Origin of the sequence: Paraburkholderia polaris (assembly GCF_012927345.1) — a bacterium.
In the GTDB taxonomy this organism is placed as follows: Bacteria; Pseudomonadota; Gammaproteobacteria; order Burkholderiales; family Burkholderiaceae; genus Paraburkholderia; species Paraburkholderia polaris.
Window position 1 is genome coordinate 164,134 of record NZ_JABBGJ010000004.1, and the last position, 25,401, is coordinate 189,534.

Sequence of the window (25,401 nt, forward strand, 5' to 3'; positions counted from 1 at the left end):
CGAACCACGTTCTTTTTTGTCAGCAAAGATACGTGGCGAGTGCCGCACGGCAGTCACGTGTCCAGCAATCAATCCGCAAAAATTTCCGCATAGCGCGGCTAAAAGGATCGGATTTGCTGCATGTTTTAGTTTGAATGGTGCCCACCGTGATGAGCCCGAAAAACTTTTTCGAGTATAGTTCAGCGATGCGAAATAACCCAGTTTCGGTAACTTACTCACGAAACATGGGGCAGCGTATTGGGCCGATAAGGACCCGATGAGCGCATCCTCTGTAATTCTCTGACAATAGCCCTTAAGGGTTTATGCCGTTGCCCGCGTAAGCGCCACCAGTCGCAATCGTTGACGTCCTGCAACGATCACGAACGAATCTCGAGTTCTTCGAATCGCATCCACTTGTAAACCGCGACTGACAATAACCAGCCAGCCAGAAATACACCGATGATCGCGTAGCCGATCATGCCGAAGTTGTCATTCAGACTGCCCAGCGCCTGCCAGAATCCGCCACTCAGATGCAGCTTGTCAGCCAGTAAGCCGAGGCCTTCTATCCCGCCGACAAGGAGCGCGACGAGCACCGAGATCGTCGTGATGGTGATGTTGTAATAGAGCTTGCGGACCGGCTTCACGAAGGCCCAACCATAAGCGCCCAGCATCAGGATGCTGTCGGTGGTGTCGATCAGTGTCATGCCGGCCATGAACAACACCGGAAACACCAGAATCGACCAGATCGACATGCCTTGCGCGGCGCCGGCAGCGGATATGCCGAGCAGCCCGACTTCCGTTGCGGTATCGAAACCGAGCCCGAACAGGAAGCCGAGTGGGTACATGTGCCAGCTTCTGCTGATCAGGTTAAATAGCGGCCGGAAAATACGCGCGAGAAAGCCGCGATCGGCGAGCAGCATGTCGAGATCTTCATCGACGTAGGGCTCGCCTCGGCGTACGCGCCGAAAAGCGCGCAGCACCGAGCGCAGCACGATCAGATTCATGAGTGCAATGGCAAACAGGAAGAACGTCGACACGAGCGTGCCGATCACGGCGCCCACTTCCTTGAAACCACTCATCCGGCTTTGCAACGCCATGGCGGTCGCCGCAATGCCGATCGTCGCCAGGACGACGATGGTGGAATGTCCGAGCGAGAACATCAGCCCCACCGTCACCGGCCGCTGGCCGGACTGCATCAGCTTGCGCGTGACGTTGTCGATGGCCGCGATATGATCGGCGTCCACCGCATGCCTCAGGCCAAACGAGTAAGCAAGCAGGCAGGAACCCATCAGCAGCGGGTAGCCGCGAAACGCCACGAAGGCCGCTACCCATGCCGCGATATTGAAAGTAAGTAATAACGCGTAGAGCCACGCGATCTGCCGGCGCTGATGGCCGTTTTCCTCGCCGAGGAGCGCCTTCACAAACTCCGTCATGGGTTCTCTCCCGGGAGGCAAAGGGCTGCTGCATTGCACAGCCAAGCGCTCAATGCCTGCAATCGATGATAGTACTTTTCACGTGCAAACGATTTCCCGCGAGATCGGACACGCTGCGCCATCGTTCTCCCGATGACGCAGCGCATCATTGCTTCTGACTACTTCACATCGAACGCGTAGTCGCCGTGCGTGCGATGCCCATCGTCCGCCACGGCCACCCAGTGCACGGTGTAATGACCGGCCGCGAGCGGCGGCAACGGCACTGCCATTGCCGCCGTCTGATGGGCGTCGACTGCGGATTTCTCCGTGTTGACCTGCTTGCCGCTCGCGTCAGTCACAGTCAGCGAGCTGAACGACGGCTCGAGCGGCCCGTCGAACGTCACGCGGACCTGCGCAGGCGACGCCACCGTCGCACCCGCGCCTGGCTCCTGCTTCTGCGGAAACACATGCGCAAAAGCGGCGCTGGCGAAAGCGAGCCCGGCAATCAGCAACGGCAATTTCGCCGCGTCACGCATCCACCCCTGTCGATCGTTCTTCATCACTTGGCTCCTGTGTTACTGGAAGAGAGGTTTGCCGATCGTGGTCGGCGCGACATCGTCGAAGAAGATGTGGGCCTGCACCAGAATACCCACGTGCGAGCCGCTTGCCCGGTTGATCGGGATTTGCGCTTCAACGCCGAACTGGCCGTAGCGGTTGATCCAGATGAAGCCCGGATTGACCGTGCCGGTTGTCTGCCCCTGGCTTCTGGAAAGCGGAATCTCCACCAGCGGAATCACGTTCGCCAACGGTTGAGGCAGCCCGATGTCGTGCACGTGCTGCTGCAGATACGGCAAGCTGTATTGCACCGTGAAGCCGTAGTTGAATGCGTTCGGCTGCCCCGCTCCTGTTGTCAGCGCCGGGCCGGCTTCACCCGTGATCGCGATCGGCCGCAGATAGGCAAGCGATGCGGGAAGATCGCCCATGCCCTTGCCGGCGTAGATCGTCGGCGAGATCGTCGAAAAGTTGTCCGCGATCGCGCGGCTTCCTGTGCCGCCGAGTTCGGCATCCACACCGACCGACGTCATGAACTCGTGTTCATCGTTGACGTACAGCAGGTACTTCAAGCCGACGCCGAAGTTGTCGAAGCCACGCGCCGTCGGATTGTTTTGCATCGTATAGGTGCCGTCGATGGACACCGCCAGCCTCGGCGTGATCAGCTTGTCGTATTCGAAATCGAAGGTGTTGATGCTTTGATCGCCGTTATCGCCGGGCACGCGCTGGTGGCCGTATTGCAGGTTGGCTTCGTCGCCGACGCCGGGATCGTCGACGGCCATCGTCGATGGAAAGACGCGATCACCCGCAATCGCGTGAGCACTGGCGAGTGAAGGGGTAAAGAGAAATACGCTGCTGGCAGCCGCAACGAGCGACGCCGCGCGCAGCGGTATCGCGCTGCGCGTTGTTTGGGTTTGCATGGTTCATCCTGTTCATGGGTCGTAATGATGTCGGCGCGCGCGTCTACAGACGGACGTGCGGCGGCATCGCGATGCGGTCGTGGCATCGCGCGGGTGTGACTCGAATCAGGATGCGAACGGAGGGGCGCGAGGCTGCGCGAAAGTGAGCGGTTCGACGCGGCGAACGCTCTCGAAGCGGGTGGCGACGGTATGCTGCAGCGCGCGAACAGTGACGAAGAACAACGCCTCGACACTGGGCACCACGGGCATGTGTGCGAGCAGGCTGCAATAGCCGCAGGCATCGCCGTCGGACATGGCAGCGTGTTGGGTATGCTTGCCGGCGGGTTGGTCCGATGCCTCGTCCTCCATGGAGGGCATCGACGCCATGGAGTCCATCGCCGGCATGGAAGCCATCGATGCCATGGAGCCCATCGCCGGCATGGAAGCCATCGAGGGCATCAAACAATGCTCACCTTGCATTACGCTTTCGCCGCTACAACGTGCGGCGAGCGAATGCGAGATCGTCGGGGCAAGCGTTGCCATCAGGATCGCAAACAATCCCAGCCAACTGCCGATCTTCTGATGAAAACGACTCAAGATGCGCCCGGCGACACGATTAGAAGCTGTCGCGGATTATGCCATGGCCCATCGCGCATCCTGGCCGGCAAGGCGCCGGTTATGCCGGACATTTCACCTTTACAGTGCGGACAGTGGACAATGCGTCATCCCGGCTACCGGCACGGAGTGTCAATGAAAGCGCATCGCCCGCGTCCCCCGCACTTTCCCGACGATCATTCGCATGCGGAGTGGCGCGATCACACCCTGCCTTACGTTATCGTTGCCGCGCTTTTGGTGCTGGTGGTCACGCTGATCGTCTGGGTGGTCGATCCGGCGCCGCCGAAAACCATCACGATCAGCGCGGGACCGCACGATAGTTCGTTCCTCGTCACCGCAGATCAGTACAAGAAGATCCTCGCCCGCAACGGCATCAAACTGAACGTGCTGGAATCCGACGGCTCGGTGCAGAACCTGCATCGTCTGCTGGACCCGAAACAGCATGTCGATCTCGCACTCGTGCAAGGCGGCGTGGCCGATGGGCTCGATACGTCATCGCTGATGTCGCTCGGCAGCGTTTTCTATATTCCGGTGGTGGTGTTCTATCGCGGCACGGGGATCAGCGAGCTGTCAGAACTGGAAGGCAAACGGATTGCCATCGGCCGAGAAGGCAGCGGCACGCGCCTCCTCGCGCTCCAACTGCTGGAAGCAAACGGCATCGAACCGGGCGGCGACACTGTGCTGGTGCCGAGCGATGGCTTGCAGGCCGCCACGCAACTCGTGGCGGGCGACGTCGACGCGGCGATCCTGAACGGCGACTCGGCCACGCGCGGCTTGATGCTGCGGCTCCTGAAAGTGCCCGGCATCTCCGTGATGAACTTCGACGAAGCCAGCGCCTATACGCGCCTCTTTCCCTATCTCGACGAGATCGACCTGCCGCCCGGCGTGCTGGATCTCAAGCGCAGAATTCCGCCCGACACCATCCATCTGATCAGCCCGACGGTCGAACTCGTGGCCCGGACCGGTCTGCACCCGGCCATTTCCGACTTATTGATCGAGGCCGCACAGGAGGTGCACGGCATGCCAGGGCTGTTGCAGCACGCGGGAGAATTCCCGAGTCCTGTCGCCCATGAATATCAGATCAGCGAAGACGCGCAGCGCTACTACAAGACCGGCAAGAGTTTTCTATACCGCACGCTGCCGTTCTGGCTCGCGAGCATCGGCGATCGCACGCTCGTTCTGCTGCTACCGATGGCGGTGCTGCTGTTTCCGGCGATGCGCCTGATCCCGGCCCTGTACCGGTGGCGCGTACGCTCGCGCATCTATCGCTATTACGGTGCGCTGATTGCGATCGAACGCGGCGCACTCGCCGACTCGACTGAGGCGGAGCGCAGGCAGCTTTTCGCGGAACTCGATCATATCGAGGCGTCGCTTAGCCGCTTGCGTATGCCGCTCGCATACGCCGACGCGTTCTATGTGCTGCGCGAGCACGTCGGCTTCGTGCGCGTCCGGCTGGCGGCTGCGATGCAGGACAATGTCAAACGGTCATAAAAAAACCGAACCGATGTTCGCGCGAAACATGACAGTCTAAAACCGTTGCACGCAGATCGCGCGCAATTCGATCACACCTGACAGTCGCCTAACTGAGAATCTGCCCATATTGATGCTGACCGGCTAAATATCCTTGCTTAGCGGGTCTGGAAAAGGTCGATTTAAATCCGACCCTGAAAATATACGTCTAGTGCTCATGCGGCAGATTACCGCAACCTACCAGCATCACCGAGCCCCGAATACGCCGGTGCGACGAGTTCCTCAATTTCACCGGACGCTTGACGGCATTTGCTTACCCATCAACGATTTCGCCGATAAACCCATTCAATGCGCATGCTCATATAGGCCACTTTAATCGCGCGCACACAGGCGAATCATTTCATCCCAAGCAAAAAGCATTGATTATTATTGCAAAAATTTACGGTAATCAATTCGCCATGCAATTTCGAGAAATCTCGCCAATCCAGGAAGATGCCCTACACTACGATCATCAACACCACTTAGGTTCCACGCCTTGATTTCCTGAATCAATAAAATCTACCGCTTCGAAATAATTTTCAGAGTTATTCGACTTTTAAACCGGGATTTAATTTTTAAATTCTGATAGCACGCCACTTTACCTCCCATTTATGAAAGCTCTCACTTTTAGAGACGGGAAATTTATTTCACATCATAGGGTTTTCATAGCTTTATAAATCATCCGGAGCTTGTAATGACAGGAAAAAAAACATCTGGCGCGCCAGCAGAAAAAAGCAGCAATTCCACCAATACGTCAGGCAGTCTTCCAAAAAAAGGGCAGGAGAGAGTGTCCGGCACCATCTCAACCCCTTCCACGTCCGAACTTAAAGCTCGGTTTGCTCCCGGGAGCATTCCTTTGACGACGGACTTCAGCGATTTAATTGACATCGCGGAATGCGGGCGCCGGGCAATCGGGCAAAGCGCAGATCAGACAACAAATGGTGTGGGGGCAGGTTTAGCATTATCTTCTAATGCTGCGACCATCGGTACCTTATCGGTCGCACAGAGCAATGGCATTACAGTGAGTTCGAGTGGTGTTTCCGTAAAGCCGTTCAACGGAATTACCGCCGACTCAAATGGTGTTTCCATAAAAACATATAACGGAGTTTCCGTTGACTCGAACGGTGTTTCCGTAAAACCATATAACGGCATTTCCGTTGACTCGAGTGGTGTTTCCGTAAAACCACATAACGGCGTTTCCGTTGACTCGAATGGTGTTTCCGTCAAGCCATACAACGGCGTTTCCGTTGACTCGAATGGCGTATCTATAAAAGCAGGCTACGGAATTACCGTAGGTTCCAGCGGCGTATGCGTTGATGTATCAACTCTGTTCCCCACCGGAATGATCATGATGTTTAGCGGCGAAACCGTGCCGGACGGATGGCTATTGTGCGACGGAAAAGACGATACCACCCCTAACCTGATTGATCGATTTATTTTAGGCGGAAAGACAGCCGATGTTGGCGGGCAAAACACTCAAAAACTAAGCGGCGACACCAGTTCCAGGACATTTAGCGCGACCACCACTTCCGCTACACCGACCATAACCACCACGGTCAACGATACCAAATTGGACGTCAGTCAAATTCCCGGCCACACTCACGAAATAAAAACGAAATCAAGCCCAAAAGCTGGAGCCGTAAACGTCTATATGTACGAAAACGACTGCGGGGATGGGAACAGCACTTATCCCATCGGATACGATTTTGATGATAATGTAAACAATTCTAACTATATACTTGAGGCGCTTTCAACCGGGGATGGAAAACCACACAATCATACCGCTACTTCAACCCAACCCGCCCATAGCCACGATCTGAAGACTAACGTTCCTTATTATATTTTGGCTTTTATTATGAAGACTTGATAACCGTCCTCTCGCGCGATCTCGTGGAGGCAACCCTGTCACAATGCGCCAGGAACGAACCGTTGTTGGCGCACATCTACCTCCGTCGGCAGGCTGAGCTGAAACCGGTTGCATGTGTCATGCAACACTGCGCGGAGTGTCGACTCGTCCATTGGACGATAGTAGGAATGGGATCGACAGTGCGAAAATTTTTCTGTTACGTTTATCGCCACGACACAGAAGTAAAAATCACACCATCGGTCTTTTAAAGAAGCAGAAGAATTGTCACGAAAGCTTGCGTTTCGCTAATGTGCGACCCTCAGGGGGTCGTGACGTCCTTTGAGTTGACCTGCGGGTCGACCTGCGATTTGTCCTGCGAGTCGCCCTGCTTAGTCGCGCCCCTGCCCGCACGATGCGCCTGCAGACGCTGCGCGCCGGCCGCTTCCTGCGCCGTCACCTTGCCAACTTCGCCGCCGGTCAGATCGACGCGCGCGGCGCCTTCGACGAGAGACTTCCAGTAGCGGCTGCCACGGCACCAGGTCTTGATCGCGTCGCGCAACTCGGCTTCGCTCAGCGACAATTCCTTCGCGTGAACCACGAGGTCCTCGAAGATGCCGACCTTCAGCGGCAGCTTGGGCGCCGGATTCTTCGGAAATACATTCGGGAACCGCTTTTGCAGTCTCCCGATCGATTTCACCACCGGGTCTACAGGCCTTGCGTCAGCCGCAGGCCTTGCGTCAGCCGCAGGCTTCGCGTCTGGCTTGGGAGCGGGCGCGGCACGGCGCGGCGGCGACGGCTTGCGCGCAGGCTTCGCGCCGGGCTTGGCGACAGGCTTGGCCGCAGGCGCAGCTTCGGCGCGTGCCGCAGCCAGTTGCTTCTTCAATTCAGCGAGTTGTTCGAAACCCATAGCGCAAAATCAATCGAGAAAGACAGGATTGTAGCAGCGTGTTGAAACACGCTCCCGACACCCGGCGATGCGGCGCGTGCCGGCCTATAAAACCTCAACCCCTCAACACATCCCCAAACCCACCCACTCGCGCCCCCACCCCCCGAATAGCATCAGCGACCCGAGGCGACAAGAGCGCCTGCAACTCATCAACATGCCGGTAGTCCCGCATCCCATGACTCAAAACGCGATCGCCGGCGAAAGCAGGATGACAATAGATCTCCCCCACCCCATGGGGCAAATCAGCAAGCACGGCAAGCCACGCCGCCTCATCCATCCGCCCACTATTAGCAATCCCAACTACATAATCGTTGTGCACGATCCCAGACTGATCCAACCTCGCCCGCACCCGTGAAATCCACGGCCTCAACCACAGCGGCGCGCCCACCTCGAACGGCAGGCGCATTGCCCGCATCCCGTACTCGCGGCCGATCTCCAGAATCAACCCGAGCACCGTCGGATGCAAATGAAAATGCTTGTGCGTGTTGACGTGATCGAGCGTCAAACCCGTCTTCGCAAAAGCCTCGAACTGCGCGCGAATCTCTCGCGCCAACTGTTTGCGAACATGCGGCAACAAGAAAAACCGTACCCCGTCCCGCACCATGTTGTCGCCGAAGCGGCCATGCTCGTCGAGCAACGCGGCAATCCCGGCGCGCGGCGTGATCGCGTCGCCGTCGGCCAGCACCAGATGCAGGCCGACCCGCAACGCTGGGAGTGCGCGAGCACGCGCCACCGCATCGTCCGCGGCAGGCGCGCCGATCATCAGGCTCGCGGCCGTCAACACGCCGTGCCGGTGCGCCTGCTCGACCGCCAGATTCACCCGGGGATGCAGACCGAAGTCGTCGGCAGTGACGATCAGCCCGCGTGACCTAGCCGCCATCCGTAGTCTCCATGACATCCATTACGCTCAACGCCGCACCGCGCGTGACCAATGCAGAGGCCTCGACCGGCACGCGTGCGCCACGCCACACCACATGGGAGCCGAACGCGCCCGCGAGCCATTGAAATGCCAGCAAGGTATCGCGCAATGGCACCAGCGGCAAGTCGCGCCAGAAAGTGCGGTCATGACGCGCGGCACGCAGATGCAGCAGCATGCGCGCGGCAAAACCAGCCGCCGTGCTGACGCCACTCGCCAGCGCCGCCCACAGGTGCATGCCGTCGAACGGACCGTTCGCGAGGCTGCCGGTGAGCCATGCGCCGGCGAGGAGCCAAGGCGTCGGGAACGTAATGAACAGAAACGCAAAGCCAAGCGGGTTCACCGAGCGGATCGTGCGCAGCCAGCGCGTCTCACGCTGCCACAAGGCGGAAAAAGTCGGCTCGATGACGTCGGTGGCCACCATCACACGCGAAAGTACCGTGCGAAGCCCAAGCGCGCGCACATGTTCGGCAAGCCAGTAGTCGTCCGCGAGACAGTTTTTCAGCGCGTCGAAACCGCCGATACGCTCGAGCGTCGCGCGGCGCAAAGCGAGGGTCGCGCCGAAACCGAAGCGGCGCGACCCCGCCGCATGCGCGACGCGCACCGACGGGGCGAACCACTCGTTGATGAATAGCGCGCCAATCCGCGGCCAGAAACCGCCGACGCCTTGCGCCACGTAGAGACAGGTCACCACCCCCACGCGCGGATCGGCGAGCGGCGCCGCCACGGTGTCGAGATAATCGGCCTCGACTGCGATGTCGCTATCCGCAATCACGATTACGTCATGGCGCGCCCGCTCCGCCATGTTGATCAGGTTGCTGACCTTCAGATTGCTGCCGTGCACGCGCGTATCGACCGCGAGCTCGATACCGTGCATCGGATAGGCGGCCTGCAAACGGCGCACCACGGCGATGGCGGGATCGTCCGGCGAAGACACGCCGAGCACGAGCTGGAAATGCCCGTGGCGCTGGTCGCAGAAGGTCCTGAGGTTCTCGTAAAGACGCGGTTCGGCGCCGCACAGCGGCTTGAGCACGCTGACACCGACTTTCGCAAAGGGGGGCAGAGGATGCGAAGCCTGGGCGGCTGCAATCACGCCCCACCCGCGGCGCGCCGCGAAGAACGGCATCGCCACCGCTGCCAGCATCGCATAGAGTGAGGCAGACACGCAGCCGGTTAGCAGGACCCATTGGCATGCCGTCAATGCGTGCGCTGCCATCGCCTGCGTCCGTCAGTGCCCGGCCAGCACGAACGGTCTGCCCGTAAAGCGCAGATGAAGAACGACGAACCAGCGCCGCGGACAATCCGCTTCAATCAGCACCGGCCGGCCGGCCGGCGTCGCGTGGTGGCTCTGAATGGCGAGGTCGAAAGCGGTGTGTGCGAACTTGCGCATCACGACCACGCCGCTCGCAATCAGCGCGAGCGCAAGGAACTGAAAGCTTGTGGAGCTGAAGTCCTGCTGGCAAACCGGCAAGACGAGGAGTGCCAGCAATGCGAGCACTTCGGTACCCATGGCACTGAGCGAAGCCGCCAACAGATGGGCTCGCAGCATGTCGATGGTGACTGGCTTCATGGCGTGATCTCGTGGCCTGAAGAAACGCACGCCGATGTAGCGTGGCGCGATCCGCCGGCAAACGCGCTGACGAAAGCGTCGACAGAAGCGCCGGCCGTACATTCGATCGATGTCCTTACGATTAAGTTGCGATGATCTGACAACTTGACGTAATGTCGCGAGCACATGTCGGCCACGCGACAATAACCAATTCACGGGCGATAGTAGCGATTCTTGCTGAAGGAAACCTTAAGGAAGAACGAGGTATAGAGCGTGTCACGAACATGATCGCTACACTTAGGGTAAGCGGCTTGGCGCTCACTTAAAAGCTGCCGCGGCCATGCAATAAACATCGAACGGAATCTCTCCACCATGCGTGTACTCCTCGTAGAAGACGACGACCTGATCGGCTGCGGCATCGAAGCGGGACTGCGGCAAGCCGGTTTCACGGTCGATTGGGCACGTGACGGCCACAAGGCCAGTCTCGCGCTCGACACCACTGCCTATGCGCTGGTACTGCTCGATCTCGGCTTACCCAGGGTATCGGGTATGGAACTGCTGAAACGGCTGCGCGACGCCGGCAAGGACGTACCGGTGCTGGTGCTGACCGCGAGGGGCACGGTGGTGGACCGCGTCGGCGGCCTCGAAGCGGGCGCCGACGACTACCTCGGCAAGCCCTTCGACCTGACCGAGCTGATTGCCCGTTGCCGGGCCCTGCTGCGCCGCGCGCAAGGGCGCAGCGTCGAGGTGATCCGCTATCAGGATCTGACGGTCAATCCCGCCGCGCAAACCGTCGAAGTCGCCAATACGCGCGTGCCGCTCACCTCGCGTGAATGGGCGATCCTGATGCAGTTGCTGACCAACCAGGGCATTCCTCAGTCGCGCTCGCGCCTCGAAGAGAGTTTGTATGGATGGCAGGAAGAAATCGAAAGCAATGCGATCGAGGTCCATGTCTCCAATCTGCGCAAAAAGCTCGGCGCCAAATTGATCAGAACCGTGCGCAATATCGGCTACGTGGTGGAGAAAGCGTAATGTCGGCATCCATCCGCCGACGTCTGGTGCTGCTGGTCCTAACCAGTATCGTGCTGATCTGGGGCATCGCGCTGGTCTCGAGCTATCGTCAAGCGAAAAACGAGGTCGGCGAATGGGAAGAGGCGCGCCTCGCGGAGCTCACGCAAATCCTCGCGCTGCTCGATCAGCGCAATCTGACCACACTGGCCAATGCGCGCATTGATGTGCGCGAGGAAGAAGAAGGCGGCGAAGCCGGAGCGAACGACAGCGACGATGACGACGCCTTGCCACGCGACGCGCTATTCCAGGTGCGCAGCCCGAACGGCGACGTGCTGGCTGGCAGCCCGCAATTGCGCGTGCTCAAAGCGTGGGATCTACCCGTACCACCCGCAAGCGGCACGCAAGACATCATATTGGGCGGCCAACTGTGGCATTCATTCACCTTGCGCGATACCTCGCTGGGCCACACTGTGCGCGTATTCGAACCGGCCAATACGCGCAGCGATCTGGTGAGCGGGGTGGCCAGCCGGATCGCCCGCCCGACACTGTTCGCGCTGCCGGTGCTGGCGCTGCTAGTGTGGTTCAGCATCGGCTGGAGTCTGGCGCCGCTCAAGGTCCTCTCGGGCGCCATCCGCGCACGCGATATTAACCGGCTGGAACCGGTCGACATCGGCAAGGTGCCGACCGAGGTGCGGCCGCTCGTCGACGCGATCAATCTGGTGCTGTCACGCTTGCGGCACTCCATCGAGCGCGAACGGGCGTTTACCGCGGATGCCGCCCATGAACTGAAAACACCGCTTGCCGCCATCAAGGTGCAAGCGCAAGTCGCGCTGGCCGAATCGGACACGGCATTACAGCGGCTGGCAATGGAACGCGTGGTGCAAGGCGTCGATCGCAGCGCGCGACTCGCGGAGCAGTTGCTGCTGCTCGCGCGTCTGGATGTACACGAAAAACTTTCCATCGCACCGCTCAGGCCCGCGGCGGTGGCGAAAGATGCGCTGCTTGCCAACGAACGCAATGCGCAGCAGAAGAACATTCGCGTGACGCTCACCGGCGACATGCGCGCCGAGATCAATGCGGAGCCCGTACTCATCGGCATCCTGCTCGACAACCTGCTCGATAACGCAATCAAGTATGGACACGCAGGCGGTCGCATCGAGGTGGCGGTACAGCATGAACTCGGCCGGGTGCAGCTCACCGTGCGCGACGACGGCCCTGGCGTCGCGCCCAGCGATCTCACGCGTCTCACGAACCGGTTTTTCCGCGCGACCGGCAATCAGGCTACCGGCAGCGGGCTGGGTCTTTCGATCGTCGCGCGAATCGCCGAGCATTTCGGTGCGAGCCTGCATCTCAGCACGGGCATCGGCGAGCACGGGCTCGCGGTGGCAGTATCGTTTCCTGCTTATGCGGGAGCGGAGTGAGGGTATTGCTGAAGGTGTTGCTGAAGGTGTTGCTGAGAGCGTCGACGAGACCGCGCCGCGCTAGCGCTGGCTTGCCTCGCCCACGGCCGTCCGCCTTGCCCGTTCCGCCCGTTCCAGCCGCTTCGGTTCGCGATTCGACGACTCGGCAAACTGCCACGCAATGAGTCCGGGCACGAAGATCAGCAGATCACGAATGCGCCGCGCGCCGGCGAGCGCGAGGCAGATGGAAGGATCGAGGCCCAGCGCGCCGCCGATCAGAATGAAACCGCCCTCCTGCACACCCAGACCGCCTGGCACGAAGAAAGCCGCACTGCTGATCGCCTGGATCAAGGATTCGATCACCACCGCTTCGACCAGCGTGACGTGAACGCCGAGAAAGTACAGCGCAAGCCAGATTTCGAGCGACGTCAGGAAGCACTGCAGCGGTTGCCAGAAGAACAGATAGCGCAGCACCACGCCGCGCCGGCGCCAGATCAGCTTGATGGCCTGGTCGATCTGCGCCGATTGTCCCACGAGCGTAGCGAGTTTGCCGCTCGTCATACGATTGAGCGCGCGCGTGATGCGCTCGAACGGGCTGGCATGCTGCACGAGTGCGAACAGCACCAGCAGCGGCGTCAGCACCACCACGCCCCACGCCAATTGCCCGGCGAGCCGCAGCGTGTCGGAGTGCGCATGCGCGAAGAGAAAACCGATGCCGACCATCGTGAACAGCAACTGGCTGATCACCGTGAGCTGCATATCGACGATGATGCTGCCAACCGCCATAGACGGCCGCACGCCCCAGCGCTTGAGCATCCGGAACGACACCACCTCGCCGCCGATACGCGCCACCGGCAACATGCTATTGACGGATTCGCGCACCCAGACCAGATGCAGCATATTCGTGATGCTGGGCCGGTTCGCGCCGCGAATCAGCGAGCGCCAGTCGCAGGCATTGGCGAGCATGGGCAGCACGTGGGCGATCGCCGCCAGCAAAAGGCCCGCGCCCGCGGCGCGCAGCGCGCCGAGCACGGCGCCAGGGTTGTCCTGCCAGACCAGCCACAGCGACAGTAGCAAGCCGACAAGCGCGGCGACGCGGCCGAGATGCTTCGTCACGCGGCCGCCCTTGGCGCGTGCTTGACTCCCGCTGCCTTGCCGTCACCGTCCTGTTCAAAAGACCTACACATCATGGCTTACCCAACCTGCTGTTCATCCGTCATTGCGTCCTGAGCTGCCGACAACAGGCCGTCGCCATCCACCTTGAAACTGAAACCACGCCAGATCACGCGCGAGGACCAGAAGCTCGCCACGAAAATCGCAAACGATACGATATCCCATAACGGCAACAGCCACAGGTCACGACGCGCCTGCTGCAACGCGCGATCGGACAGCAGTTTCAGCACGAGCCGGGCGCATACGGCGACCAGCGCGAGCGGCCACGACCACAGCGCGCCGCCCGAGAAGACGACGGCGAGCAGTGCAAAAGCGAGCGGATGAATCAGCGCCGAGCCGAGATGGCCGAGCGGATCGATGCTGCGAATCGTGCGGCTCCAGCGCAGTTCGTGCGCAATCAGTTGCGTCGCGCTCGACTCGACGCAAGCATGCGAGATCGTGAACGGCGGAATCACCACCTTCTCGCCGATCATACGCACGGCTTCGCCGATCGCGTGGTCCTCGGCCAGATGCTTCACGAACGGCGTGAAACCCCCGATTTTTTCAAGCGTATCGCGCCGCATCGCGATGCTCTGCCCAAAGCAAGGACGTGCGAGACCGAGCGCAAGACCCGTCACCACGCCGGGCAAAAATTGGTAGTTGGTGGCCTTGGCTGACATTCGCGGCCAGAAACCGGGATCGGGCGCACCGCGATACACACAGGTGACGAGACCAACGCCGGGCTTCTGCAATTCGCCGATCACATTGCGCAGATAATCAGGCCCGACGCTCACGTCGCTGTCGGCGAATACCAGCACGTCGTGCTGGGCCTGCGGCAGCATATTGAGGATGTTGCTGATCTTGCGGTTCGGACCGTACAGGCGTGCGTCGGCAACCACGGTGATGTCCGCTTCCGGATGCAGCCGCCGCAGATCGTCGACGGTTTGCAAAGCGGGGTCGGCCGAGTCGTGCACGCCGAACAGGAATTGCACAGGGCCCGGATAATCCTGCTGACAGAAGCTCGACAGATTGGCGAGCAACGCCCACTCGTCGCCGTGCAACGGTTTCACGATCGTGACCGGCGGAAAACTGCTCGGCTCGGACACCGCTCTCGCGAAGAACCGGCCGATCAGAGCGCCCGCCAGCACCGTGTAGGCGATGCCGAAAACTGCACCCGCCGCACACGCATAGGCAAGCGTGACGGCGAGCAGATGCACGGCGCTCACGCCCCGTGGGCGCGCAGGAAGCGGAAGAATTCGACGCCTTCACGCAAGCGCCGTTTCATCATGTCCCAACTCGTGAGCATTTCGCGCAAAATTTCCCAGATTTTCGACGGACGGAAATAGAAGCGTTTGTAGAAGTTCTCGAGCTGGTGATAGATCTCGTCACGCGAAAGATGCGGATAGCCGATCGCCGCGACCTGCACCCCTGACTTGCTGACGAGGTTGATGACCTTGTTCTCTTCCAGCCAACCGTTCTCGACCGCCTGGTTGTAGAGCGTCGTGCCGGGATACGGCGCGGCGAGCGACACCTGGATCGTAAGGGGATTGATCTCTTTCGCGTACTCGATGGTCTTCTGGATCGTTTCCTGAGTCTCACCGGGCAAGCCAAGAATGAAGGTGCCATGAACCTTGATGCGAAGCTTGCGGCAATCCTCGCTGAAACGGCGCGCGATGTCGGTGCGCAAGCCCTTCTTGATGTTCAGCAGGATCTGGTCGTCGCCGGATTCGTAGCCCACCAGCAGCAGCCGCAGACCGTTTTCCTTCATGATCTTCAGCGTCGAATAAGGCACGTTTGCCTTCGCGTTGCATGACCACGTCACGCCCAGCTTGCCCATACCGCGAGCGATTTCCTCTGCGCGCGGCTTGAAGTCGGTGAAGGTGTCGTCATCGAACATGATCTCCTTGACTTCAGGCATGTTGTCACGAATCCACTTCACTTCTTCGAGCACGTTCTCGACCGAGCGCGTGCGATAGCGATGGCCGCCCACCGTTTGCGGCCACAGGCAGAAGGTGCATTTCGAGCGGCAACCGCGGCCCGTGTAAATGGATACGTAAGGGTGCTTCAGGTACCCGTTGAAGTAATTCTCGATCTTCAGGTCGCGCTTGTAGATCGGCGCCACAAAGGGCAACTCGTCCATGTTCTCGAGGATCGGGCGTGCTTCGTTATGCTCGATCGAGCCGTCGCGGGCGCGATAGCTCAGACCTTTGATCTGCTCGAATGGCTTGCCTTCGGCGATTTCCTGACACGTAAAATCGAATTCTTCGCGGCAAACGAAATCGATCGCATCGCTTGCCGTCAGCGAGTTGTGCGGGTCGACCGCGACCTTCGCACCGACCATGCCGATCAGAACCGAAGGCGCACGCTTCTTCAGGTGTTCGGCAAAAAGGGCGTCAGTGGGAAAGGACGGCGTGCTGGTATGGATGACCACCAGTTCGTATTGTTGCGCGATGTCAAGCGATGCGTCGACGGACAAGCCGTCGGCGGGGGCATCGAGCACGCGGCTATCGGGGAGGAGCGCGGCGGGCTGTGCGAGCCACGTCGGATACCAGAACGAGCGGACTTCACGCTTGTTTTGGTAACGCGAACCCGCGCCACCATCAAAACCGTCAAATGACGGCGCCTGCAAGAACAGGGTTTTCATGGATGCTCCAGCAAACCGTTGATCGGTGCTTTCAGTTTTCTATCGGAAAACTATCGGAACTATTGCCCGCAGGGACACGGGCGATCGCGCAAATACTACGGAGCAAAGCTGAAGGGAACCTTAAGAAAAATACTCCTGGTTCGTGTTGTTCTAAATGCTTAATACTGGGTTTCGCCCAGCGTGCGCTTCCGTAATTTATAGGCAAACCGATAGTCCTGCCACCATCGCAACCTATTACCCTGCCGCGCCCCGCAATGCTTCCCGCAGCCTCACCTTCCGGATCTTGCCTGCCGGCATGGGCGGCAGCGCGCCGATGCAGCCGTTCCGGCGTGTACTGACCGGCACACTTTGTGCGACTTGATGCGACTGAGGAACACCACGATTACCCGCAGATCGAAGCGGCGGGACGACGCCAACGGCTCGTCAGGTGCGGAGAAAGAATGAGCGGCCCACGTCCGCCATAGCGTCCGATCTGCTTTGATTGTGAGTTTTTATTCGTTCAGTTCAGCGCGCGCATTGACTACATTGACCGGTCACAATTAAACGACCATCACAGGACCAGTCAATGAAAATCCCGCGGGGCACGGCGCGCTTTTCGCTCTCTTCGATTTCCTCACACTCGCAGCATGCGAAACGTCTGCAAGCCGGCCTGAGCGCGCTGCTGATGGCGGCAACGGCCACGCTCGCCCTCCTTGCACCGGGTATCGCACGCGCCGCGCCGCCTGTCGAACTGAAACTCGACTACGCGTACTACTCGCCGGAAAGCCTCGTCATCAAGCGCAACGGCTGGCTCGAGCAGGAACTCGCACCGCAGCACACCCAGGTCAAATGGGTGCTGAGCCTCGGCAGCAATCGCGCGCTCGAATATCTGAACAGCGGCGCGATCGACATTGGCTCGACGGCAGGTCTGGCCGCCGTGCTCGCCAAAGCCAACGGCAATCCGATTCGCGCTGTATACGTTTTCTCGCGTCCCGAATGGACGGCGCTCGTCGTCCGCAAGGACTCGCCGATCAAAACCCTCGCGGACCTGAAGGGCAAGAAGATCGCCGCCACCAAGGGCACGGACCCGTTCCTCTTTACATTGCGCGCCCTGCGTACTGCGGGCCTCACGCGCGACGACGTGGAAATCGTCAATCTTCAGCACCCGGATGGGCGCACCGCGCTCGCCAACGGCCAGGTGGACGCCTGGGCCGGCCTTGATCCGCACATGGCGGCCGCACAAATCGACGACGGCGCGAAGCTGCTGTATCGCAACGTCGACTTCAATACGTGGGGCTTGCTCGACGCCCGCGAGGATTTCATTCACGACCATCCCGAGACGCTCGCGCAGGTGCTCAAGGTGTACGAAAAGGCGCGCCTGTGGATCGCCGCGCATCCAGACGAAACCGCGAAGATCATCTCGGAAGAATCGAAGCTGTCGCTGCCGGTCGCCAGACTGCAACTGAGCCGCAACGATTTCAGCCATCCGCAGCCGGGCGCGCAGCAACTCGCCGCGCTCAAGGCGGCCGCGCCGATCCTCGAGCAGGAGCAACTGGTGAAACCGGGCACGGATCTGAATCAGGTCATCGACGCCCTGATCGATGTGAAGACGGCGCAGCCTGTGATCGCCGCGAACGGCGGCCAGTGAGCCACCGCGTCCACTGTTTGAGGACTATCTGACCGACGCCCATGGCTACCGACGAATCGCTCGCGCTTCATGACCGATCGCATGCAACGGAGGAACTCGCGCTTTATCACGCGGCGCAAGCCGCCGATGCATCGGGCCTCGCGCCGCGGCCGCGTGACCCGCTCAAACGCTGGCGCATCGCCGGGCTGATCCTGCCGCTTGCCTTCCTTGCCGTGATCGAAGCCCTGGTGCGTGCTTCGGTGTTGCCGGAGCACCTGGTGCCCGCGCCGAGCACGATTGCTGAAACGCTGTGGCAACTGGGCGGCGAGCGTCTCGGCCGCCACATCGGAGCAAGCTCGATGCGCGTACTCGCGGGTTTCGGCATCGGCTCCGCACTCGCCCTTCTGCTCGGTGCGGCAATGGGCTTGAGCCGCCGCCTCGACGCACTTCTCGACCCCGCGTTTCAGGCGCTGCGCGCGATTCCGTCGCTCGCCTGGGTACCGATTCTGCTGCTGTGGATGGGCATTGACGAAGCGCCGAAAATCACGCTCGTCGCCATCGGCGCATTTTTCCCGGTGCAATTGAGCGTCGTGGCCGGCATTCGCGGCGTCGACAGGAAGCTGATCGAACTTGGCGAAGTCAACCGCTTGAGCTCGCGGGCACTGTTCACGCGCATCCTGTTGCCCGCGTCCTTGCCACACATCTTCACCGGACTGCGCACCGGCCTGAGTCTCGCGTGGATGTTCATGGTCGCCGCCGAATTGATTGCCGCCACCCGCGGCCTGGGGTATCTACTGAGCGACGGCCGCGAAACCGGCCGGCCCGATCTCGTGTTCGGCGCGATCCTGCTGCTCGCGCTGCTCGGCAAGCTCAGCGACAGCATCCTTAAAGCGATCGAAGCGCGCGTGCTTTCATGGCGCGATACCGCGAACGACCGGTCTTCCTCACGAGGTGTGCGTTGAACGCGGCAGATCTTTTAAATCAGCCGCCCCTGCTGCAGGTGCGTGCCGTGAGCAAGCGTTACGAAGCGCGCGCGGTGCTCGAAGGCGTAACGTTCGGTATCAGGCGCGGGGAGATCGTGAGTCTGGTCGGCCCGAGCGGCTGTGGCAAGAGCACATTGCTGCGCGTACTGGCCGGCCTTGATCGCGACTTCGAGGGAGAGATTTTGCTCGACGGGCTGGCGCAAGACGGCCCGTCGCCGCGCCTCGGCGTGATTTTTCAGGAGCCCCGCCTGCTGCCATGGCTGAGCGTGGCCGACAATGTCGCGTTTTCCGCGGGTCCACGGCGCGGCGTGGACCCGCGTGTGGGTCGACTGCTCGACGAGGTTGGCCTGGCCGGCACCGGCGCGGCACTGCCCAAGCAACTTTCGGGTGGCATGGCGCAACGCGTGGCGCTCGCGCGTGGCCTGTTCTCCCAGCCCGACCTGTTGCTGCTCGACGAGCCATTCAGCGCGGTCGACGCCATGACCCGCATGCGTCTGCAGGACCTGCTGTTGTCTCTGACGCGCGCGCACGGCACGGCGGCGCTGATCGTCACGCATGATCTGGATGAGGCGCTGTATTTGTCCGATCGCGTCCTGCTGCTCAACACGGCGGGCCAGCAGGGCGCCGGACGGCTGGTGCGCGACATCGACGTTGCCGCGCCGCATCCGCGCGACCGGCGCGACGGCGCGCTCGCCGGTGTGCGAAACGAATTGCTCGATGGGATTGGTGCGGCGCGAAACGCCTACGCGTAACCCGACTCGCGCTTTACTGAAAAGCGCGAGCGAATCGCCCTTGCAGCACGAAAATACTCCGCCGGTCCGCCCATCTGTATGAGCGGACCGGCCACTGCTCTTACACCGGCTTGATATCGGCCGCCTGCTTGCCCTTCGGTCCCTGCTTGATTTCGAAGCTGACCTTCTGGTTTTCCTGCAGCGATTTGAAACCTTCGCTGCGAATTTCCGAGAAATGGGCAAACAGATCCTCGCCACCGTCATCCGGTGTAATAAAGCCAAAGCCCTTCGCGTCATTGAACCACTTCACTGTACCGGTTGGCATGTCGATTCCTCGTTTGCACCTTGGTTGATTGGGTTGTATTCGCCGTCTTTCGCCTGCTGCTTTCGACCGTTGCCTTGAGTGCTGCTTTTTGCCCACTCGTGGCACTGTCCAACGCGTTTGGCTCTCGCCGGTTCCTGCTACTGCTGCTTGACTTTACGCCTGTTTGCGCGCCGCTGCTCAGGCGGGCGTTTCTGCGCCCCGGCAACCGGGGCAGCAAGGCCCGTGCCGCGCAGCACCCGTGGGCGCACCGCCGATGCGATCGCGCGCAATCAGATAAGATGATTGCTATCGGCAGTCCATCCATGGCCGCGCAGGTTCAGCCCGGTACACCCGACCGCGCGGCCTATCGTTTTCCCACTTACAGGAACCCAACATGGCCACCTCGAGCTATACCGATACCCGACTTCTGATTAACGGCGAGTGGTGCGACGCCGCCAGCGGCAAGACCATCGACGTTATCAATCCCGCCACCGGCAAAGCCATCGGCAAGGTGGCCCACGCCGGCATTGCCGATCTGGACCGCGCGCTAGCCGCCGCACAGCGCGGCTTCGAAGCCTGGCGCAAAATTCCGGCCAACGAACGCGCCACGACCATGCGCAAAGCGGCCGCGCTGGTGCGCGAACGTGCCTCCGACATCGGCCGCCTGATGACGCAGGAACAGGGCAAACCGTTCGTCGAGGCTCGCGGCGAAGTGCTGGCCGCCGCGGACATCATCGAGTGGTTCGCCGACGAAGGCCGCCGCGTCTACGGCCGGATCGTGCCGTCGCGCAATCTGGCAGCGCAGCAAACCGTGCTCAAGGAACCGATCGGCCCGGTGGCCGCCTTCACGCCGTGGAATTTCCCGGTCAATCAGGTCGTGCGCAAGCTGAGCGCGGCGCTCGCGTGCGGCTGCTCGTTCCTCGTCAAGGCGCCGGAAGAAACCCCGGCGTCGCCGGCGGCGCTGCTGCAGGCGTTCGTTGAAGCCGGCGTGCCGGCAGGCACGGTCGGCCTCGTGTTCGGCGACCCGGCAGAGATTTCCAGCTATCTGATTCCGCATCCGGTGATCCGCAAGGTCACGTTCACCGGCTCGACACCGGTCGGCAAGCAACTGGCGGCACTCGCCGGTGCGCACATGAAGCGCGCGACGATGGAGCTGGGCGGTCATGCGCCTGTCATCGTGGCCGAAGATGCCGACGTGGCGCTGGCTGTGAAGGCCGCGGGCGGCGCGAAATTCCGCAATGCCGGCCAGGTCTGCATCTCGCCCACGCGCTTTCTGGTGCACAACAGCATCCGCGAAGAATTCGCCGCCGCGCTCGTCAAGCACGCTGAAGGCCTCAAGCTCGGCGACGGTCTGGCCGAAGGCACCACCTTGGGGCCGCTCGCCAACGCGCGCCGTCTCAGCGCGATGAGCAAGGTGCTCGACGACGCGCGCAAGACCGGCGCCAAGGTCGAGACGGGCGGCGAACGCGTGGGCTCGGAAGGTAACTTCTTCGCGCCGACCGTGCTGACCAACGTGTCGCTCGAATCGGACGTGTTCAACAACGAGCCGTTCGGCCCGATCGCCGCGATCCGCGGTTTCGACACGCTCGAAGAAGCGATCGCTGAGGCGAATCGCCTGCCGTATGGTCTCGCGGGTTATGCGTTCACGAAGTCGTTCCGCAACGTGCATCTGCTGTCGCAACAGATGGAAGTCGGCATGCTGTGGATCAACCAGCCTGCTACGCCGTCGCCGGAAATGCCGTTTGGCGGCGTGAAGGATTCGGGCTATGGCTCGGAAGGCGGTCCGGAAGCGATGGAAGGCTATCTGGTTACCAAGGCCGTTTCGGTGATGGCGGTTTAAGACGCCGAAGGCCGTCAGGCTTTCAGGGCGAGGTTTCCGGCCTCGTCCGCCTGTTTGATCACTGTGCCAGGTCCGCGAGCGCTCGTTCGCGGACTTTTTTTATTGGAACTTGCCTCGCGAGTCGGCCCTTGAATCGCCCCTTGAGCCCTCCTTGATTCGCCGCTCATTCGCTCGCTTCGTTCAGATCGTTCTTCCCTTTATGATGTTCAGTCGTGCAACGAATGCCGCTCCACTATGAACGACGCCTCCCCTCGCCTCATGCAACCCACGCTGGTCGGACAGGCCGTCGAACTCCGGCCACTTCAACAAGAACACGCCCAAGCTCTGCTCGACGCCGCTGCGGATGGTCAGTTGTGGAAGATGAAGCTGACTGTCGTGCCGGGTCCTGAAACCATCGGCGGCTACATTGCAACCGCGCTCGATGGACGCACCGCCGGCACGGTGATGCCGTTTGTGATCGTGAGCCGCGATACTGGGGCGATTGTCGGCAGCACACGGTTCTGGAAGATCGACCGGGTGAACCGGAAGCTGGAAATCGGCCACACGTGGTTGGGCGAGTCGGTGCAGCGCTCGGCTGTCAACACCGAGGCGAAATACCTGTTGTTGAGCCACGCCTTCGAAGCGATGCAGTGCGTGCGCGTGCAGTTCACCACGGACGAGCTCAACGAGAAATCAAGAGCGGCGATTCTGCGGATCGGCGCGAAACAGGAAGGCATTGTCCGGCATGAGCGGATCATGCCGGATGGACGCAAGCGCAATTCGGTGCGCTTTAGCATCATCGATGAGGAGTGGGCGGAGGTTAAGGCGATGCTGGAGGGGAAACTGGGGCGGTGAGACCTGCCCCACGTTACTCACTTCACTTCGTCGCGTTCAAGCGCAAACCAGCCGCCCCACAGATTCAAACGTGCACGTCCCGCTCACTAAGCGGCTGCGGTGGCGTCGTCGCCGCCGCAAACTCCTCAAGCAACGCATCCCGCGCATGATGGCGGCGCACCCATAGCGCGGTAAGAATCGGCACAAGAATCGCCGTCACCAGACACGCGGTCGCCACCATCGCCGTCGCTGCCGGCACCAGCGGCTTAAACCGCGGAATCATCTCGCCGATGATCGCCGGGTTCGCCACTGCAGCCCCCGCCGTCGACGAAGCCGCCAACCCCGCTGCCCCGTTACCGCCCGCAATCCAGCGATCCGCAAGGATCAGTGGAATGCCCGTCACAACAATCACCCCAAGGCCCAGCACGACGCCCGGCAAGCCGCTCGTGACGATCACGTTCAGGTCGATACCGTTGCCGAGCGCAAAACCGAAGAACGGAATCAGCGGATGCACGCAGCGGCCAAAGAACTCGCGCAGATCGCTATCCAGATTCCCCAACACAAAGCCAATCAGGAACGGCAGCACCGCGCCCACGAAAAGCCGCGGTTCGAAGAACGCGACGCCGGTCGCGCCGAGAATGATCATGCTGACGAGCGGCCCCGACTCGATCGACATCAGCACGAACGCGCCCGCCTCCTCCTTGCTGCCATATTGCTGCATCACGGCCGCATAGAGACCGCCGTTGGTCATGTCCATCGAGGTCGTGATCGCGAGCACCGAGAGCCCCGCGAACAGCCCCGCCTTAACGCCATCAATCGGAATGAAGTGCGAAGCGACGAGCGTCGCGATCCACGCCACCACCATTTTGGTCACGAGCAGCGTGCCCGACTTGCGCAACACCGTGCCGGTTGCCCGCAGGTCGATCGTCGCGCCCATGCAGAAGAACCACACCGCCAGAATCGGCACGGTGCCGGTGATCAATCCATTGGTGAACGACCCGAGGTATTTCCCTCCACCCGGCGCGAACGTATGAACACAGGCGCCAAGCAGCAACGGCACCAGCATCAGGCCGCCTGGAATGCGGTCGATGGCCTTCTTGAGCTTCATGTCTCCTCCATGGACTTTGCGTCCAGTTGTCGGGTGAATCTCCGGCGGTGATGTCCCGTTCTTGCGCCGGGCGACTCCCTTTTTGCGCAATATAGCACCGCGATAGGAACGCCGTTCCGCTTCTTATAGACTTGCTGCCGATCGTTTACCCTCGCATCATATCGGCCGCCGCAATCCACTGCACAGCACGGCGATCGGCAAGGTGCTGCTCGCGTGGATGGACCCGGCTGAGGCGCGCGAAGTCCTCTCGCATGTGGAATTTCGCAAGTCGACGCAAAAGTCGCTGGCCTCCGCCGATGCCGTGCTCAGCATCCTGCCGTGCGTGCGCGAGCAAGGCTACGGCGAGGACAACGAAGAACAGGAAGAAGGCCTGCGGTGTCTCGCGGTGCCGGTGTTCGACCGCTTTGGCCGCGTGATCGCCGGCCTGTCGATTTCGTTTCCAACCATGCGCTGCGGCGCCGACACGAAATCGCACTACGTCGCGCTACTCAAGCAGTCGGGGCTCGCAATCTCGGCGCGGCTCGGCTATCGCGAGACGACGACGCCGGAGCAGGCAGCCGTCGAACAGGGCTCAGTCTAAAACACGAAAAGCGCTGTAAAAAGCGACTCAATCAAGCGTCCATCGCGCTCGCACGCAAGGCGATCCCATGCGTGCTGTTCGCGACACCGCGTGGCGCGCACTCTCTGCCAACGCAAACCGCCCGAACGCTTGGCGAAATGTATAGCGAAGCGCATTCACCACGCAAAGCTCGCCAACTCGATCTCCCGAACCGGCGCATGCAACCTGGCATGCCCCGCTTCATCGCCAAGCAGCGCCTCGGTGATCGTCTCTCGATACACATGAAAATCGTAGCTCGAACGGCTGCGCGGTCGCGGCAACGCGATCTCCACGACGCTCGCGATCGTGCCCGGCCGGGGTTTCATCACCACCACACGATCGGCAAGAAACACCGCCTCGTCGACATCGTGCGTCACCAGCACCGTCGTGATGCGCTCACGTTCGCGAATCCGCAATAATTCGTCCTGCATCTGGTGACGCGTCAGCGCGTCGAGCGCGCCGAACGGTTCATCGAGCGTGAGGATGCGGGGACTTGCCACGAGACCACGCGCAATCGCCACGCGCTGCGCCATGCCGCCCGACAGTTGATGCGGCAAAGCGTCCTCGAAACCTTGCAGGCCGACCAGCCGCACTGCCTCTGCGACGCGCGAACGCGCCTCCTCCTCGGGCACATGCTGCGCGGCAAGACCGAGTGCAACATTGCGGGTTACCGACAGCCACGGAAACAGCCGATGCTCCTGAAAAACGATCCCACGTTCCGCGCCGATGCCGCGCACAGGCGCGCCGTCGACGAGAATTTCGCCGTCGAAGCCGGCATCCAGACCAACCAGCAGCCGTAGCAAGGTCGACTTGCCGCAACCGCTCGCACCGACGATCGCCACAAATTCGCCCTCGGCGATATCGAGCGAGAAATCACGGATCGCTTCATAAGCACGGCCATTGACATCGAAAGTCCGGCCGACGCGCCGGAACGAAACAGCCGGTTGCGGATGACTCATCACAGATCCTTGCAAAGCGTTTTCATGGA

General features: G+C 61.1%; 23 protein-coding genes and 1 pseudogene. 10 read left to right on the forward strand and 14 right to left on the reverse strand.

The genetic code is table 11. From position 1 onward, the window contains the following. Positions 1-356: 356 nt before the first annotated feature. From HHL24_RS04690 to HHL24_RS04705, 4 genes are all read right to left on the reverse strand, one after another. Positions 357-1,412 (reverse strand): HoxN/HupN/NixA family nickel/cobalt transporter, encoded by a 1,056-nt coding sequence (locus tag HHL24_RS04690; protein ID WP_169484270.1) that lies wholly within the window; start codon positions 1,410-1,412, stop codon positions 357-359. 158 nt (positions 1,413-1,570) lie between these two features. After that, a complete protein-coding gene (locus HHL24_RS04695) occupies positions 1,571-1,951 on the reverse strand; it encodes a copper resistance CopC family protein (RefSeq protein WP_407947470.1) in 381 nt (126 codons plus the stop codon). A 15-nt stretch (positions 1,952-1,966) separates the two neighbouring features. Further along, on the reverse strand, positions 1,967-2,863 hold the full coding sequence (locus HHL24_RS04700) for a hypothetical protein (RefSeq protein ID WP_169484272.1): 897 nt from the start codon (positions 2,861-2,863) through the stop codon (positions 1,967-1,969). Between the two features lie 105 nt (positions 2,864-2,968). Next, entirely contained in the window at positions 2,969-3,385 is a 417-nt protein-coding gene (locus HHL24_RS04705; RefSeq protein WP_407947475.1) for a DUF2946 domain-containing protein, read from the reverse strand. 207 nt (positions 3,386-3,592) lie between these two features. Here HHL24_RS04705 and HHL24_RS04710 point away from each other — a divergent pair, with 207 nt between their 5' ends. Both HHL24_RS04710 and HHL24_RS04715 read left to right on the forward strand, forming a co-directional pair. Further along, a complete protein-coding gene (locus tag HHL24_RS04710) occupies positions 3,593-4,948 on the forward strand; it encodes a TAXI family TRAP transporter solute-binding subunit (RefSeq protein WP_169484273.1) in 1,356 nt (451 codons plus the stop codon). 712 nt (positions 4,949-5,660) lie between these two features. Next, complete coding sequence (locus HHL24_RS04715) at positions 5,661-6,833, forward strand: tail fiber protein (RefSeq protein ID WP_169484275.1); 1,173 nt, start codon at positions 5,661-5,663, stop codon at positions 6,831-6,833. 298 nt (positions 6,834-7,131) lie between these two features. Here HHL24_RS04715 and HHL24_RS04720 read toward each other — a convergent pair whose 3' ends face one another. From HHL24_RS04720 to HHL24_RS04735, 4 genes are all read right to left on the reverse strand, one after another. Continuing rightward, the gene (locus HHL24_RS04720) at positions 7,132-7,719 is read right to left on the reverse strand and encodes a ProQ/FinO family protein (protein ID WP_407947471.1); all 588 of its coding nucleotides are present in this window, start codon (positions 7,717-7,719) and stop codon (positions 7,132-7,134) included. Between the two features lie 94 nt (positions 7,720-7,813). Continuing rightward, positions 7,814-8,638, reverse strand: coding sequence for a hopanoid biosynthesis-associated protein HpnK (hpnK, locus tag HHL24_RS04725; RefSeq protein WP_169484276.1), 825 nt, complete (start codon positions 8,636-8,638; stop codon positions 7,814-7,816). Continuing rightward, on the reverse strand, positions 8,628-9,890 hold the full coding sequence (hpnI, locus tag HHL24_RS04730) for a bacteriohopanetetrol glucosamine biosynthesis glycosyltransferase HpnI (RefSeq protein ID WP_169484278.1): 1,263 nt from the start codon (positions 9,888-9,890) through the stop codon (positions 8,628-8,630). The genes hpnK and hpnI (HHL24_RS04730) overlap by 11 nt, the downstream gene beginning before the upstream one ends. 12 nt (positions 9,891-9,902) lie before the next feature. Next, the gene (locus HHL24_RS04735; protein WP_169484280.1) at positions 9,903-10,244 is read right to left on the reverse strand and encodes a hypothetical protein; all 342 of its coding nucleotides are present in this window, start codon (positions 10,242-10,244) and stop codon (positions 9,903-9,905) included. 351 nt (positions 10,245-10,595) lie between these two features. Between HHL24_RS04735 and HHL24_RS04740 the strand changes: the two genes are divergently transcribed. After that, positions 10,596-11,255, forward strand: coding sequence for a response regulator (locus tag HHL24_RS04740; protein ID WP_169484282.1), 660 nt, complete (start codon positions 10,596-10,598; stop codon positions 11,253-11,255). Next, complete coding sequence (locus HHL24_RS04745) at positions 11,255-12,655, forward strand: ATP-binding protein (protein WP_169484284.1); 1,401 nt, start codon at positions 11,255-11,257, stop codon at positions 12,653-12,655. Before HHL24_RS04740 ends, HHL24_RS04745 begins: the two co-directional genes overlap by 1 nt. Positions 12,656-12,715: 60 nt before the next feature. Here the strand turns inward: HHL24_RS04745 and HHL24_RS04750 are convergent, their stop codons facing one another. The 3 genes from HHL24_RS04750 to hpnJ all read right to left on the reverse strand — a co-directional run bounded on the left by HHL24_RS04750 (position 12,716) and on the right by hpnJ (position 16,430). Further along, positions 12,716-13,750 (reverse strand): flippase-like domain-containing protein, encoded by a 1,035-nt coding sequence (locus tag HHL24_RS04750; protein WP_169484286.1) that lies wholly within the window; start codon positions 13,748-13,750, stop codon positions 12,716-12,718. 77 nt (positions 13,751-13,827) lie between these two features. Continuing rightward, positions 13,828-15,012 (reverse strand): bacteriohopanetetrol glucosamine biosynthesis glycosyltransferase HpnI, encoded by a 1,185-nt coding sequence (gene hpnI / locus HHL24_RS04755; protein WP_169484288.1) that lies wholly within the window; start codon positions 15,010-15,012, stop codon positions 13,828-13,830. Continuing rightward, positions 15,009-16,430 carry a hopanoid biosynthesis associated radical SAM protein HpnJ gene (gene hpnJ / locus HHL24_RS04760; protein ID WP_169484290.1) on the reverse strand — a complete coding sequence of 474 codons (1,422 nt, stop codon included), beginning with the start codon at positions 16,428-16,430 and terminating at the stop codon, positions 15,009-15,011. The genes hpnI (HHL24_RS04755) and hpnJ overlap by 4 nt, the downstream gene beginning before the upstream one ends. Positions 16,431-17,094: 664 nt before the next feature. On the opposite strand from hpnJ, the gene HHL24_RS04765 reads away from it, so the two are divergent. The 3 genes from HHL24_RS04765 to HHL24_RS04775 are packed head-to-tail and all read left to right on the forward strand — an operon-like array spanning position 17,095 to position 19,771. Further along, positions 17,095-18,057: an aliphatic sulfonate ABC transporter substrate-binding protein gene (locus HHL24_RS04765; protein WP_230417341.1), complete on the forward strand. Its 963-nt coding sequence runs from the start codon at positions 17,095-17,097 to the stop codon at positions 18,055-18,057. Between the two features lie 41 nt (positions 18,058-18,098). Further along, the gene (locus HHL24_RS04770; RefSeq protein WP_169484293.1) at positions 18,099-18,998 is read left to right on the forward strand and encodes an ABC transporter permease; all 900 of its coding nucleotides are present in this window, start codon (positions 18,099-18,101) and stop codon (positions 18,996-18,998) included. A 47-nt stretch (positions 18,999-19,045) separates the two neighbouring features. Next, entirely contained in the window at positions 19,046-19,771 is a 726-nt protein-coding gene (locus HHL24_RS04775; protein WP_329606585.1) for an ABC transporter ATP-binding protein, read from the forward strand. A 100-nt stretch (positions 19,772-19,871) separates the two neighbouring features. On the opposite strand, the gene HHL24_RS04780 is transcribed toward HHL24_RS04775, so the two are convergent. Beyond that, positions 19,872-20,075, reverse strand: coding sequence for a cold-shock protein (locus HHL24_RS04780; protein WP_007181784.1), 204 nt, complete (start codon positions 20,073-20,075; stop codon positions 19,872-19,874). A gap of 373 nt (positions 20,076-20,448) precedes the next feature. On the opposite strand from HHL24_RS04780, the gene HHL24_RS04785 reads away from it, so the two are divergent. Together HHL24_RS04785 and HHL24_RS04790 are read left to right on the forward strand one after the other, a co-directional pair. Beyond that, a complete protein-coding gene (locus HHL24_RS04785; RefSeq protein ID WP_169484296.1) occupies positions 20,449-21,894 on the forward strand; it encodes an NAD-dependent succinate-semialdehyde dehydrogenase in 1,446 nt (481 codons plus the stop codon). A 234-nt stretch (positions 21,895-22,128) separates the two neighbouring features. After that, the gene (locus HHL24_RS04790) at positions 22,129-22,728 is read left to right on the forward strand and encodes a GNAT family N-acetyltransferase (protein ID WP_169484298.1); all 600 of its coding nucleotides are present in this window, start codon (positions 22,129-22,131) and stop codon (positions 22,726-22,728) included. A 64-nt stretch (positions 22,729-22,792) separates the two neighbouring features. Here the strand turns inward: HHL24_RS04790 and kdgT are convergent, their stop codons facing one another. Then, positions 22,793-23,815, reverse strand: coding sequence for a 2-keto-3-deoxygluconate transporter (gene kdgT, locus HHL24_RS04795; protein WP_169484299.1), 1,023 nt, complete (start codon positions 23,813-23,815; stop codon positions 22,793-22,795). A 160-nt stretch (positions 23,816-23,975) separates the two neighbouring features. Between kdgT and HHL24_RS04800 the strand changes: the two are divergent. Then, positions 23,976-24,395, forward strand: a pseudogene (locus HHL24_RS04800) (IclR family transcriptional regulator domain-containing protein); the annotation flags it as partial. A gap of 155 nt (positions 24,396-24,550) precedes the next feature. On the opposite strand, the gene HHL24_RS04805 reads toward HHL24_RS04800, so the two are convergent. Further along, a complete protein-coding gene (locus HHL24_RS04805; RefSeq protein WP_169484301.1) occupies positions 24,551-25,372 on the reverse strand; it encodes an ABC transporter ATP-binding protein in 822 nt (273 codons plus the stop codon). Positions 25,373-25,401 lie beyond the last annotated feature (29 nt).

Coding starts and splice junctions, on each gene's coding strand:
- HHL24_RS04805 (WP_169484301.1), bottom strand. CDS start 25,372: ATGAGTCATCCGCAACCGGCTGTTTCGTTCCGGCGCGTCGGCCGGACT.
- HHL24_RS04720 (WP_407947471.1), bottom strand. CDS start 7,719: ATGGGTTTCGAACAACTCGCTGAATTGAAGAAGCAACTGGCTGCGGCA.
- HHL24_RS04770 (WP_169484293.1), top strand. CDS start 18,099: ATGGCTACCGACGAATCGCTCGCGCTTCATGACCGATCGCATGCAACG.
- hpnI (WP_169484278.1), bottom strand. CDS start 9,890: ATGGCAGCGCACGCATTGACGGCATGCCAATGGGTCCTGCTAACCGGC.
- HHL24_RS04700 (WP_169484272.1), bottom strand. CDS start 2,863: ATGCAAACCCAAACAACGCGCAGCGCGATACCGCTGCGCGCGGCGTCG.
- hpnJ (WP_169484290.1), bottom strand. CDS start 16,430: ATGAAAACCCTGTTCTTGCAGGCGCCGTCATTTGACGGTTTTGATGGT.
- HHL24_RS04695 (WP_407947470.1), bottom strand. CDS start 1,951: ATGAAGAACGATCGACAGGGGTGGATGCGTGACGCGGCGAAATTGCCG.
- HHL24_RS04790 (WP_169484298.1), top strand. CDS start 22,129: ATGAACGACGCCTCCCCTCGCCTCATGCAACCCACGCTGGTCGGACAG.
- hpnK (WP_169484276.1), bottom strand. CDS start 8,638: ATGGCGGCTAGGTCACGCGGGCTGATCGTCACTGCCGACGACTTCGGT.
- HHL24_RS04715 (WP_169484275.1), top strand. CDS start 5,661: ATGACAGGAAAAAAAACATCTGGCGCGCCAGCAGAAAAAAGCAGCAAT.
- HHL24_RS04740 (WP_169484282.1), top strand. CDS start 10,596: ATGCGTGTACTCCTCGTAGAAGACGACGACCTGATCGGCTGCGGCATC.
- HHL24_RS04765 (WP_230417341.1), top strand. CDS start 17,095: ATGGCGGCAACGGCCACGCTCGCCCTCCTTGCACCGGGTATCGCACGC.
- HHL24_RS04710 (WP_169484273.1), top strand. CDS start 3,593: ATGAAAGCGCATCGCCCGCGTCCCCCGCACTTTCCCGACGATCATTCG.
- HHL24_RS04735 (WP_169484280.1), bottom strand. CDS start 10,244: ATGAAGCCAGTCACCATCGACATGCTGCGAGCCCATCTGTTGGCGGCT.
- HHL24_RS04745 (WP_169484284.1), top strand. CDS start 11,255: ATGTCGGCATCCATCCGCCGACGTCTGGTGCTGCTGGTCCTAACCAGT.
- HHL24_RS04705 (WP_407947475.1), bottom strand. CDS start 3,385: ATGGCAACGCTTGCCCCGACGATCTCGCATTCGCTCGCCGCACGTTGT.
- HHL24_RS04780 (WP_007181784.1), bottom strand. CDS start 20,075: ATGCCAACCGGTACAGTGAAGTGGTTCAATGACGCGAAGGGCTTTGGC.
- HHL24_RS04785 (WP_169484296.1), top strand. CDS start 20,449: ATGGCCACCTCGAGCTATACCGATACCCGACTTCTGATTAACGGCGAG.
- HHL24_RS04690 (WP_169484270.1), bottom strand. CDS start 1,412: ATGACGGAGTTTGTGAAGGCGCTCCTCGGCGAGGAAAACGGCCATCAG.
- kdgT (WP_169484299.1), bottom strand. CDS start 23,815: ATGAAGCTCAAGAAGGCCATCGACCGCATTCCAGGCGGCCTGATGCTG.